Origin of the sequence: Streptomyces sp. NPDC002133 (assembly GCF_040296405.1) — a bacterium.
In the GTDB taxonomy this organism is placed as follows: domain Bacteria; phylum Actinomycetota; class Actinomycetes; order Streptomycetales; family Streptomycetaceae; genus Streptomyces.
Window position 1 is genome coordinate 29368 of record NZ_JBEOXF010000066.1, and the last position, 11556, is coordinate 40923.

Annotated in this window: 9 protein-coding genes; 7 read left to right on the forward strand and 2 right to left on the reverse strand. The window is 72.5% G+C overall.

What is annotated here, in order from left to right; genetic code table 11:
- Nucleotides 1-177: 177 nt before the first annotated feature.
- From ABT078_RS36150 to sucD, 4 genes are all read left to right on the forward strand, one after another.
- Nucleotides 178-1110: a hypothetical protein gene (locus ABT078_RS36150; protein ID WP_351235501.1), complete on the forward strand. Its 933-nt coding sequence runs from the start codon at nucleotides 178-180 to the stop codon at nucleotides 1108-1110.
- An 89-nt stretch (nucleotides 1111-1199) separates the two neighbouring features.
- Complete coding sequence (locus tag ABT078_RS36155) at nucleotides 1200-2171, forward strand: hypothetical protein (protein WP_351235503.1); 972 nt, start codon at nucleotides 1200-1202, stop codon at nucleotides 2169-2171.
- 459 nt (nucleotides 2172-2630) lie between these two features.
- Nucleotides 2631-3806 carry an ADP-forming succinate--CoA ligase subunit beta gene (gene sucC / locus ABT078_RS36160; RefSeq protein ID WP_351235505.1) on the forward strand — a complete coding sequence of 392 codons (1176 nt, stop codon included), beginning with the start codon at nucleotides 2631-2633 and terminating at the stop codon, nucleotides 3804-3806.
- A gap of 21 nt (nucleotides 3807-3827) precedes the next feature.
- Nucleotides 3828-4712, forward strand: a complete 885-nt coding sequence (gene sucD, locus ABT078_RS36165; RefSeq protein WP_351235507.1) for a succinate--CoA ligase subunit alpha — start codon at nucleotides 3828-3830, stop codon at nucleotides 4710-4712.
- Between the two features lie 99 nt (nucleotides 4713-4811).
- Here the strand turns inward: sucD and ABT078_RS36170 are convergent, their stop codons facing one another.
- Complete coding sequence (locus tag ABT078_RS36170; RefSeq protein WP_351235509.1) at nucleotides 4812-6152, reverse strand: sigma factor-like helix-turn-helix DNA-binding protein; 1341 nt, start codon at nucleotides 6150-6152, stop codon at nucleotides 4812-4814.
- A 122-nt stretch (nucleotides 6153-6274) separates the two neighbouring features.
- On the opposite strand from ABT078_RS36170, the gene ABT078_RS36175 reads away from it, so the two are divergent.
- Nucleotides 6275-8098: a cell division protein PerM gene (locus tag ABT078_RS36175; RefSeq protein ID WP_351235511.1), complete on the forward strand. Its 1824-nt coding sequence runs from the start codon at nucleotides 6275-6277 to the stop codon at nucleotides 8096-8098.
- Between the two features lie 15 nt (nucleotides 8099-8113).
- Here ABT078_RS36175 and ABT078_RS36180 read toward each other — a convergent pair whose 3' ends face one another.
- Nucleotides 8114-8974 (reverse strand): hypothetical protein, encoded by an 861-nt coding sequence (locus tag ABT078_RS36180; protein ID WP_351235513.1) that lies wholly within the window; start codon nucleotides 8972-8974, stop codon nucleotides 8114-8116.
- 236 nt (nucleotides 8975-9210) lie between these two features.
- Here ABT078_RS36180 and purN point away from each other — a divergent pair, with 236 nt between their 5' ends.
- Nucleotides 9211-9825 (forward strand): phosphoribosylglycinamide formyltransferase, encoded by a 615-nt coding sequence (gene purN, locus ABT078_RS36185; RefSeq protein WP_351235515.1) that lies wholly within the window; start codon nucleotides 9211-9213, stop codon nucleotides 9823-9825.
- Nucleotides 9826-9836: 11 nt separating this feature from the next.
- A complete protein-coding gene (gene purH / locus ABT078_RS36190; protein WP_351235519.1) occupies nucleotides 9837-11387 on the forward strand; it encodes a bifunctional phosphoribosylaminoimidazolecarboxamide formyltransferase/IMP cyclohydrolase in 1551 nt (516 codons plus the stop codon).
- The last annotated feature ends 169 nt before the right edge of the window (nucleotides 11388-11556 follow it).

Consider the following 11556-nt stretch of genomic DNA (forward strand, 5'->3'; position numbering starts at 1 on the left):
CCGGGGTGTGCGTCGCCGGGCCGTGGAGGGAACTGGTGGGTCCCGGACTGCTACTCATAACGGACATGGCGACTCATCAGTAACAAGGGGCTTGCGTGACCCCAGGAGTCTCGTGCAAGCATCGTCCCTGTTGCCCCCGGAGGGGCAAGTTCCGCGACTGGGAGGGCTCGTCCCACTTTGATCGTCACCGCTGCTCTGCCCGCAGCCGCCGTGCGCCTCGTGCGCGGGGCGGCCGGTCGGCATGCGGTGCGCGCGGTACAGGTGTTGCTGGTCCTCGGCGGGCTGGTGGTGCTGGGGTTCGTCCTCGGCGGCCAGGCGTACGCGGCGGAGCAGCCTGCCGCGGGTACGCCGGTCGGGGGCGTCGCCCGTACCGAACCGGTAGAGCAACTCCCCGAGACGGCAGAGCCGGTGGCCCGGCGCGTTGCCGAGCCAGTCGCCGAGCGGGTGACCAGGCCTGTCGTCACACCGGTGGTCACGTCGGTCGTCACGCCGGTCGGGTCGCCCGGCGGCGCAGTCGTCGAGCGGGTCGCCAAGCCCGTGGCCGAGCCCGTCGAGCAGGTCGTGGAAGGGGCCGTCCAGGGCGTCGCGCAGGCCGTGCCCGTGCCGCCGCTGCCCGAGGAGCCGTTTCCCGCGCAGGTCTGGCCCTCCCCGACATGGCCCGGCGACGGCGACGGGCTCGGTCTGCCCGTCCCCGCGCCCGGACAGGGCCGGCCGCAGGACCCGGCTCCGGCCGCCGTCCACCGCGACGATCCGCTCTCCGACGACTCCGCGGCCGATGCGCCGCAGTACACCTCGGCGAGCGTGCACACGCGCACCCAGCTCCACCCCCACGTCTATGTGGACGGTGCGCACGAGTCGTATGTGACGGCCGGGCCCCGCAAGCCGTTCGGCGGGCGACTGCCGTTCCTCCCGGGTCACGCGCCGGCAGGTCCGGGCGGCAGCGCCGTCGTCCAGTCCGTCGGTGACGGTCACACACAGCGCGACGGCGACCCGCACGGCGCCTGGTTCTCGCAGGCCGTGGCGTTCGGGCTCGTTCCCGGTTCCGTGCAGCCGGTCACCGGCACAGGGGTGCGCGAGCGGCACCGCGACATTCTCGAATTCCCCGGCTAGGGCAGGCCGTTCCTCTCGCCTGAGACCTGCCGCGCGGGGGCGGAGCAGGTCTGCCCGAACCCCCCGAATTCGAAGGAACCTCCCCAGCCATGAACAAGAACATCCGCCGTTCCATAGTCGTCGCGGCCGGCGCCGCCGGTATGTGGGCCATCGGTACCGCCGCCGCGAGCGCGGACGAGCTTCCCTCGCTGTCCCTCTCGACCCCGGACCAGGGGATCGACGTCCTCGACACGGTCGAGGACACGGTCACCGGCGCCACCGATGCCGCCGACGACGTCCCGGCCGTCGCCGCCGCGGCCGGCACGGCGCAGGCCGCCGCCGGTGCCGCGGTCGCCGACGCCGTGGAGGCCAAGGACGCCGCGCAGGACGCCACCCGGGCCCCGGTCGTGTCCACCGCGGACCAGGCCCGTCAGTACGCCGAGGGCGAGCTGTCCGACGCCCAGGGCGAGATCGACTACCTCTTCGGCCCGCTGTCCGCCTTCGCACCCGAGCTGGTGGACCAGGCCCCCGGCGCCGTTCAGGGCTACGCCCGGGGTGCCGTCGCCGCCGCGACCCCGATCGCCGACGAGACGTGCCAGGACGTCCTGCCCCCGATCGCGGACCGGGCGGTCGACGGGGTCCTCCCGGTCGCCGGCCAGGCCGTCGGCGACGTCGCCGGTCTCGCCACGGGCGTCGTCGGCGACGCGACCCCCTTCGCGGGCGGTGTCGTGAGCGAGGTCCAGCCCTTCGCCGACAGCGTGGTCGGCGAGGTCCAGCCCTTCGCGGGCGGGGCCGTCGGCGCGGTCCAGCCGCTCGTCGAGACCGTCGTCGACCACGTCGAGCCGGTGGCGTACGGGGTCGGCGGCTCCGTCGGCAACCTCGCGCACGGCGTCGTCGGCGACGTGACCCCGTTCGCGGGCGGGGTGGTCTCCGAGGTGCAGCCCTTCGCGCAGGACGTGACCGGCACGGTCGCCGGCACCCCGGTCGCGGGCAACGCCGCCTCCGGCGTGCAGGACGCGGTCTACGCGGTCACCCCGAGCTACGTCGACAGCCTGGGCCACAGCCTGACCCAGGGCATCTGACCCGGGGCATGTGATCCACGGCATGTGACTCAGGGCATCCGGCTCGGGCATTCGTCTCGGGGCATGACGCAGGACGGCTGACGCCGCCGCTTGCCGCGTGACCGGCGGGTCACGGACAAACGACGAGGCGGTCCCCATTGGGGTGGGGGCCGCCCGTTCCGTTCTGGCGCCGCCCGTCCCGTTCTCCGGACCGTGGTCGCCCGTACCCGGCCAGTGCCCAGGCCGTGGTCGTCCCGTAACCGCAGCGTTCCGCCACGCGCGCTATCTGTGACAGGTATCACCGCTCCGGTGTGATCTGCGATTTAGGGACCCACGGCCCTCGGGGATAACCTGCGAGACGGACATGCCGCGTACCCGGCCACCGTGTACGCCTCCCTAGTGACAGCGCAGTCACGTTGCCCTTCGCGGCACGCCCACGCAGACAACGAACCGCGAATCACTGAAAAGGGACGGACGCGCGTGGACCTGTTCGAGTACCAGGCGAGGGACCTCTTCGCCAAGCACGGTGTACCGGTGCTGGCCGGTGAAGTCATCGATACGCCTGAGGCGGCGCGCGAGGCGACCGAGCGACTGGGCGGCCGTTCGGTCGTCAAGGCGCAGGTGAAGGTCGGCGGCCGCGGCAAGGCCGGTGGCGTCAAGCTCGCCGCCACACCGGACGAGGCCGTCGCCCGCGCGACGGACATTCTCGGCATGGACATCAAGGGCCACACGGTCCACAAGGTGATGATCGCCGAGACCGCGCCCGAGATCGACGAGGAGTACTACGTCTCGTACCTCCTCGACCGCACCAACCGCACCTTCCTGGCCATGGCCTCCGTCGAGGGCGGCATGGACATCGAGGAGGTCGCGGCCACCAAGCCCGAGGCCCTCGCCAAGATCCCGGTCGACGCCAACGAGGGCGTCACCGCCGCGAAGGCCCGCGAGATCGTCGAGGCCGCGAAGTTCCCGGCCGCGGTCGCGGAGCAGACCGTCGAGATCCTGCAGACCCTGTGGAAGACCTTCATCGCCGAGGACGCGCTCCTCGTCGAGGTCAACCCGCTCGCCAAGGTCGCCGACGGCCGGGTCCTGGCCCTGGACGGCAAGGTGTCGCTGGACGCCAACGCCGAGTTCCGTCAGCCCTCGCACGCCGAGCTCGAGGACAAGGCATCGGCCAACCCGCTCGAGGCCGCTGCGAAGGCCAAGGGCCTCAACTACGTCAAGCTCGACGGCGAGGTCGGCATCATCGGCAACGGCGCGGGTCTCGTCATGTCGACCCTCGACGTCGTCGCGTACGCCGGTGAGAACCACAACGGCGTGAAGCCCGCCAACTTCCTCGACATCGGTGGCGGTGCCTCCGCCGAGGTCATGGCGAACGGCCTCGAGATCATCCTCGGCGACCCGGACGTCAAGTCCGTCTTCGTCAACGTCTTCGGCGGCATCACCGCGTGCGACGCGGTCGCCAACGGCATCGTGCAGGCTCTGGAGCTCCTCGAGTCCAAGGGCGAAGAGGTCACCAAGCCGCTGGTCGTGCGCCTCGACGGCAACAACGCGGAGCTGGGTCGCCAGATCCTGGACGACCGCAACCACCCGCTCGTGCAGCGTGTGGACACCATGGACGGTGCGGCCGACAAGGCCGCCGAGCTGGCTGCGAAGTAAGGGACGAGGGACACCAACACCATGGCTATTTTCCTCACCAAGGAATCCAAGGTCATCGTCCAGGGCATGACCGGCTCCGAGGGTCAGAAGCACACCAAGCGCATGCTGGCTTCCGGCACGAACATCGTCGGTGGCGTGAACCCGCGCAAGGCGGGCACGACTGTCGACTTCGACGGCACGGACATCCCCGTCTTCGGGTCGGTCGCCGAGGCGATCGAGAAGACCGGCGCCGACGTCACGGTCATCTTCGTCCCGGAGAAGTTCACCAAGGACGCGGTCATCGAGGCGATCGACGCCGAGATCGGCCTCGCGGTCGTCATCACCGAGGGCGTCGCGGTCCACGACACCGCGCAGTTCTGGGCGTACGCGGGTGCCAAGGGCAACAAGACCCGGATCATCGGCCCGAACTGCCCGGGTCTGATCACCCCCGGCCAGTCGAACGCCGGCATCATCCCGGCCGACATCACCAAGCCCGGCCGCATCGGTCTCGTGTCCAAGTCCGGCACGCTGACCTACCAGATGATGTACGAGCTGCGTGACATCGGCTTCAGCTCCTGCGTCGGCATCGGCGGTGACCCGATCATCGGCACCACCCACATCGACGCCCTGGCGGCGTTCGAGGCCGACCCGGACACGGACCTGATCGTGATGATCGGCGAGATCGGCGGCGACGCCGAGGAGCGTGCGGCCGACTTCATCAAGGCGAACGTCACCAAGCCGGTCGTCGGTTACGTCGCGGGCTTCACCGCCCCCGAGGGCAAGACCATGGGCCACGCGGGCGCCATCGTCTCCGGCTCCTCCGGTACCGCGCAGGCGAAGAAGGAGGCCCTGGAGGCCGCGGGCGTGAAGGTCGGCAAGACGCCGACCGAGACGGCCAAGCTGGCGCGCGCCATCCTCGCCGGCTGACCTCTCCGGTCTCCCGGACCTCTCCGGTCCGACCTGATTGCGCGGAAGGGCCCGCACCCCACCATCCGGGGCGCGGGCCCTTCCGTGTTTGCCCGCGCGTCAGTGGGCGAACGGCAGGAGGCGTTCCGGACCCTTCAGCGGGTGGTGTCTCAGCATCGTGCGCAGCTCGATGTACCGCTTGGTGACGGCCGGAGGGCCGTAGGCGGGCCGTACGCCACCGACCGACTCGCCGGGTGCCTGCGGGGCCTCGTAATGGCTGTCCGACACGACCATCGTGAGCGCCGCCGCTCCCAGGATCAGTGCGGTGAGGCCGAACGCCGCCCGTGTCCAGAACCGGGTACGGCGTTCGCTGCCGGCCCGTACGGCATCGGCCGGCGCGATCTCGGGTGCCGCCGCATGGACGACCAGGTCGGCGAGCTCCTCCTGCAGGGCCTCCGGTTCGGCCAGCTCGGGGAGCAGCTCGGCGACGGCGGCGCGGGCGTGCAGCAGCCGGTTCGCGGCCGCGGGGGTGCTCGCCTCGGTCTCCGCGGCCGTGTCGGGAAGGTCGAGGCCGAGCCCGTCGTACAGGATCAGCGTGCGGCGGTACGTCGGCGGCAGCTCGAGCAGCGTCTCGCGGAGTGACGGCCAGGGCTGGGGGCTGCCGGAATCCTCGGGGTGGCGGTGGGAGCGGCGCAGCTTGTGCCAGGGGGACATCGCGTATTCGTACGCCGCCGCGCGCACCCAGCTCGCCGGGTCGCGGTCGACGGCGACCTCGGGCCAGCGCTGCCAGGCGACGTGGAAGGCGTGCTCGACGGCCTCGAGGGACAGATCGCGGCGGCCGGTGAGCAGATAGGTCTGGCGGGCGAGGCCGGGGGCGGTTTCCGTGTAGAGGGCGTCGAAGGCATCTTCGGCGGTGAACGCGGGGCCCTCGGACGGCGTGGGGGGCGGCGCAGGGACGGTGGGTGCCCGGCGTCCGGCGCCCGGCGCGGAGCGCGCGGGGGCGTGCGGGCGAGCGCGTGCGGGCATGGCCGAGGGGGAGACAGTAGGGGCGGTGCGCCGGACCGCCGTGCGATCGTCGTCCTGTCGTACCTGCTGCTGTGCCCTCTGCACCTGCCGTGCCTGCTGAGCAGGCTGTGGTTCCTGCGCCTGCTGTGTCTGCCGAGCCTGCTGTGGCGCGTCCGCCTCCGGTGTCTGTGCGGGCTCCTCCCTGGCCGCCGTCGCCTCTCTGGCGGCGATTTCCTCCTCGTACGTCGCGAGCAGCTTCGCGTACACGTCGCGCTTGCGGCCGCGCGGATTGGTGCGGCCCGTCTCCCAGGACTTGATCGTCGCCCGCGTGACCCCGACGGCCTCGGCGACCTGCTCCTCGCTCAGTGACCGCGCCTCGCGCAGCCTGCGCCGCTCCTTGGGGGAGGGCAACGCGGCGGCGTCGGTCCTGGCGGGGTCCGCGGCACTCTGCGTCATGAAAGGCTCCCCGGGGCCGGGCGGCTGCACTGGGGCGAAAAGTACATAAGCGTATTTTGTGCGACACAACGGCCATTCGCCTGTTACGTGGATAAAGCGCGTGTCGTTGGCAGCATGGCCACGTGACCCAGTTGACCGACCGCAGCCCGACCTACGTGGCCGTGCACGGCTCCCGGCCGCCCGCCGCCGTGCTGACGGCGTCCGCCCTGCGCGGGATGATCGCGGCCGGGCTGGGACTCGGCACCATCGCCGCCCTGGTGATGGTGATGTGGATCAGCTCGCCCTACCCGGACAGCGGCCCCTCGGGGGTGCTGCACGTGGCGGCCGGGCTGTGGCTGCTCGCCCACGGCACGGAGGTGGTCAGGTCCGACACGCTCTCGGGTACGCCTGCGCCCGTGGGGGTCGTACCGCTGCTGCTGGCGGTGCTGCCCGTCTGGCTTGCGCACCGGGCCGCGCGCGAGGCGCTCGAGACGGACGCGGGGCCACGGGCTTCGGCGGCAGTCGTCGTGTCGGGGGTGACCTGCGGTTATCTGCTGGTCGCGACGTGCGCGGCGCTCTACTCGGCAGGTGGGTCGCTCGCCGCCGAGCCGGTCAGCGCGGCGTTGCATCTACCCGTGGTGGCCACCCTGTCCGCGGCGGCGGGCGTGTGGACCGCGCGTGGGCGGCCGCTCGGGCCGCTTCCGCGGTGGGTGCCGGAGGGCGTACGGGTCGCGCTGGCGCGCTCCAGGGCCGTTGTCGCGCTCCGGGCGGCGGGTGCGGCGGGTGCGGTGCTGCTCGTCGGCGGGGCGGTGCTGGTCGCGGGGTCGCTCGTGTGGCACGCGGGTGAGGCGCAGGATTCGTTGCTGCGGCTCGCGGTGGACTGGCCGGGGCGCGCCGCAGTGCTCCTGCTGGCGCTGGCGCTGGCGCCGAACGCGGCGGTGTGGGGGGCGGGGTACGGGCTCGGCCCGGGGTTCGCGCTCGGTACGGGTGCGACGGCGGCGCCCTTCGCGGTCGCGGGGGAGCCCACGCTGCCCCATTTCCCGCTGTTGGCTGCGATTCCTGTGGAAGGGCTGGGTGCGACGCCGGCCTGGGCGTGCGCGGCGGTGCCGGTCGTGGCAGGAGGCGCGGCCGCCTGGGTCACGGCCCGTGCGGAGGCGGCTGCCGGTGCCGCCTCTCGCGCCGCCTGGACCTGGCGCGGCACGGCTCTGACCGCGCTGCTGGCGGCGGTGCTGTGCGGGGCACTCATGGCATTTCTCGCGGCGGCGGCCGGAGGGCCGCTGGGCACGGGGTCGCTCGCCGCGTTCGGCCCGGTGTGGTGGCAGGTGGGCATGGCGGCGTATGCCTGGACGGCGGTCGTTGCCGTGCCGTCCGCGGTCGCCGTCCACGCCTGGCGCGCGCGCCGTGCCCGCCGGCCCTTGTCCACCGCCCTGGCGGACTGGTCCGCTGTGCGTGCGGCGCAGTGGGCGGCGCTGAAGCGGGTGTCGAGTGGGCTCATGTCCGCGCTTCCGGCGCGGCTGCGGGTGTCGTCGGTACCTGCGGAGCCCGGGCCTGTCGTGCCGGGGCCTGCGGTGCCGCCGCCCGTGCAGCCGCCGCCCGCGCCGCCGGAGCCCGTGCAGTCGCCGCCCTCCGCGACGGCCACCGAGGCGACAGGGCCGGTGGCCGCGGAGGCGCCGCCCGTGCCCTCGGGGCTTCCGGACACGGAAGAGGAGCCCTCACCCACCGCCACGCCCGACGAGCCGGGAGCGACCCCGATGTCACCCACTCCCGCACCGGGGCCCTGCCCCGACCCACCTCTCGTCTGCGGACCGTCGTCCGGCTGTGCCCACCATCCACCGGAGCTTCGCCCGGGAGACGCCCCCGGCGCCACGGAACGACTGACCTCAACCGTGAAGGGTGGCGCCGGCGCCGATACGGCAACGCCCCCGCCGCCCGGATCCGGCGAGGCGGGAGCGGGGGCAGGGGCGTAGTGCGGCCGCCGTGGGCTACTCCGGGACGCCGATCACGTTGCGCAGGGGCTCCGGGAGCAGTTCGTTGCACGCGAGCTGGCCCGTCTTGGTGAGGGCGTCGTCGCGGCAGGTGTAGAAGTCGCGGTAGACGAGCTGCATCGTGAAGGTCATCGCCACGATCGCGAGCGCGATCGCCGCCATCACCATGCCGCTGACGGCGGCAGTGACCTGGGGCTTTCCGCCGCCGGTCTGGGCGGGAGGAGTCGCCGACGCGACCGCGGAACCCTCGGCCGGGCGGCGGTTCTTCGCGCGCAGGGAGCTGATGCCCCAGTACAACGCGAGCGCACCCAGCAGCAGCGCGATCTCCGAGAGATCGAAGAGGGCGAAGAAGAACGCCCACATACCGGCGAGCAACGCGTAACGGGCCCGGCGCTGGGCCGGGTCCGTCGGGTCCCAGCGCAGGCCCGCGCCGGGACCGCTGCCCTCGGGGCCGCCCTGACCGCCACCACCCGGGCCACTCGGACCACCTTGGCCGCCCTGACGGCCGCCGAAGCCCCCCGACGACCGCCCCGGCTGGCGACTGCTCCACTGGCTGCCCCAGCCCGAGGACGGACGCCGGTCCTCCTCCTGACGGCCGCCGTCCTGACGGTCACCGTCGTCCCCGGACCCGGACCCGGACCCGGTCCCGGACCCGGATCCGGGCTCCGATGCCGAGCCGCGGCGTGGCTGCCACGGCCGGTCAGGAGCGCCCTCCGGTGGCGGTGCGAACGGATTCGTGGGCTCCGTGGGCTCCGTGGACCCCGCCGAGTCCGTGGACTGGCGATCCCGCAGCAGCAGGGAGCCCCGCTCGCGGGCGAGCGGGATGCGGAGAGCCGTGCGGCGGCGTCGGTCCGGCATGTGGTGAACGTCTTCCCCTCTTGTACCTCTGTGCGCGGGTACTCCGTCTGGGGACGGGCCCTGCCCCAGACGCTACCTCCCGGCCACGCCCCCGTCCCGTGGGGGCCGCTCGGTGTGCCGGTATCGTTGCTGACGGTCGACGGCTTCGTAGAGTTCCCCTATCGGCGGTCTCGTTTCTTTCGTACGACCACACAAAGACGCCCCACAGACGTACCGCAACGCGAAAAGAGTCCCCAGTGGCTGCCGCCCGCCTCGTCGTCCTGGTCTCCGGATCCGGCACCAATCTCCAGGCGCTGCTCGACGCGATCCACGAAGATCCCGAAGGCTTCGGCGCCGAGATCGTCGCGGTCGGCGCCGACCGCGAGGGCATCGCCGGCCTCGAGCGCGCCACCCGCGCCGGGATTCCCACCTTCGTCCGCAAGGTCGGGGACTACGCGGCCCGCCAGGAGTGGGACCAGGCCCTGACCGAGGCGACCGCCGCGTACGAGCCGGATCTGGTCGTGTCCGCCGGCTTCATGAAGATCGTCGGCAAAGGCTTCCTCGACCTCTTCGGCGGCCGGTTCGTGAACACCCACCCCGCCCTGCTCCCCAGCTTTGCCGGTGCCCACGGAGTGCGCGACGCGCTCGCGTACGGCGTGAAGGTCACCGGATGCACTGTCCACTTCGTCGACGACGGCGTCGACACCGGCCCGATCATCGCGCAGGGCGTGGTGCACGTACGGGACGAGGACGACGAAGGCGCTCTGCACGAGCGCATCAAGGAAGTCGAGCGTCAGCTGCTCGTCGATGTCGTGGGGCGTCTGGCCCGTAACGGCTACCGCATCGAGGGACGAAAGGTAATTATCCCGTGACCGCCGAAACCATGAAGCGGCCCATCCGGCGCGCGCTGGTCAGCGTCTACGACAAGACCGGCCTGGAGGAGCTGGCCCGCGGCCTCCAGGAGGCGGGCGTGGAGCTGGTCTCCACCGGCTCGACCGCCGGGCGCATCGCCGCGGCCGGTGTCCCGGTCACCAAGGTCGAGGAGCTCACCGGCTTCCCCGAGTGCCTGGACGGCCGCGTCAAGACGCTGCACCCGCGCGTGCACGCCGGCATCCTCGCCGACCTGCGCCTCGAGACGCACCGCGAGCAGCTCGCGGAGCTCGGCGTCGAGCCGTTCGACCTCGTGGTCGTGAACCTCTACCCGTTCCGGGAGACCGTCGCCTCCGGCGCGACGCCCGACGAGTGCGTCGAGCAGATCGACATCGGCGGCCCCTCGATGGTCCGGGCCGCCGCCAAGAACCACCCCTCGGTCGCGGTCGTCACCAGCCCCGCCCGGTACGCCGACGTCCTCACCGCGGTCGCCTCGGGCGGCTTCGACCTCGTGGCCCGCAAGCGCCTCGCCGCCGAGGCGTTCCGGCACACGGCCGCGTACGACGTGGCCGTGGCCTCCTGGTTCGCGTCCTCGTACGCCCCGGCCGACGAGTCGGGCTTCCCCGACTTCCTCGGCGCCACCTTCGAGCGCTCCAACGTCCTGCGCTACGGCGAGAATCCGCACCAGGACGCCGCGCTGTACGTCACCGAGGCGGGCGGCGGGCTCGCGCAGGCCGAGCAGCTGCACGGCAAGGAGATGTCGTACAACAACTACACGGACACGGACGCCGCGCGCCGTGCCGCGTACGACCACGCCGAGCCGTGCGTCGCGATCATCAAGCACGCCAACCCCTGCGGCATCGCGATCGGCGCAGACGTCGCCGAGGCCCACCGCAAGGCGCACGCCTGCGACCCGCTGTCGGCCTTCGGCGGCGTGATCGCGGTCAACCGTCCGGTGTCCGTGGCGATGGCCGAGCAGGTCGCCGAGATCTTCACCGAGGTCATCGTCGCCCCGGGGTACGAGGACGGCGCGGTCGAGGTCCTCGCCCGCAAGAAGAACATCCGCGTGCTGCGCTGCCCCGACGGCCCGTCGGCCGCCGTCGAGCTCAAGCCGATCGACGGCGGTGCGCTGCTCCAGGTCACCGACCGCCTCCAGGCGGACGGCGACGACCCGGCGCACTGGACGCTCGCCACCGGTGAGGCGCTCTCCGCGGACGAACTCGCCGAGCTCTCCTTCGCCTGGAAGGCCTGTCGCGCCGTCAAGTCCAATGCGATCCTCCTCGCCAAGGACGGCGCGTCGGTCGGCGTCGGCATGGGCCAGGTCAACCGCGTCGACTCCGCGAAGCTCGCGGTGGAGCGCGCGGGCGAGGAGCGGGCGCAGGGCGCCTACGCCGCGTCCGACGCCTTCTTCCCCTTCCCGGACGGCCTGGAGATCCTGACCGCGGCGGGCGTCAAGGCCGTGGTGCAGCCGGGCGGTTCGGTGCGGGACGAGCAGGTCGTCGAGGCCGCGAAGAAGGCGGGCGTGACGATGTACTTCACCGGGACGCGGCACTTCTTCCACTGATGCCACCGGCCCGCGGACGGGCCGTGAGCCGATGACGAGGCGGCCGGTACGACGGTGGCGGGCCCCGACGTGATCGTCGGGGGCTGCGGCCTGCATTCGCATTGCGGGTCATCAACCGGTTTCAGAAGATCGTGGGTTTCGACCGCTCGATGGCCCTGGCGTCCAGCGC

Coding starts and splice junctions, on each gene's coding strand:
- ABT078_RS36180 (WP_351235513.1), bottom strand. CDS start 8,974: ATGCCGGACCGACGCCGCCGCACGGCTCTCCGCATCCCGCTCGCCCGC.
- sucD (WP_351235507.1), top strand. CDS start 3,828: ATGGCTATTTTCCTCACCAAGGAATCCAAGGTCATCGTCCAGGGCATG.
- ABT078_RS36170 (WP_351235509.1), bottom strand. CDS start 6,152: ATGACGCAGAGTGCCGCGGACCCCGCCAGGACCGACGCCGCCGCGTTG.
- purH (WP_351235519.1), top strand. CDS start 9,837: ATGAAGCGGCCCATCCGGCGCGCGCTGGTCAGCGTCTACGACAAGACC.
- ABT078_RS36155 (WP_351235503.1), top strand. CDS start 1,200: ATGAACAAGAACATCCGCCGTTCCATAGTCGTCGCGGCCGGCGCCGCC.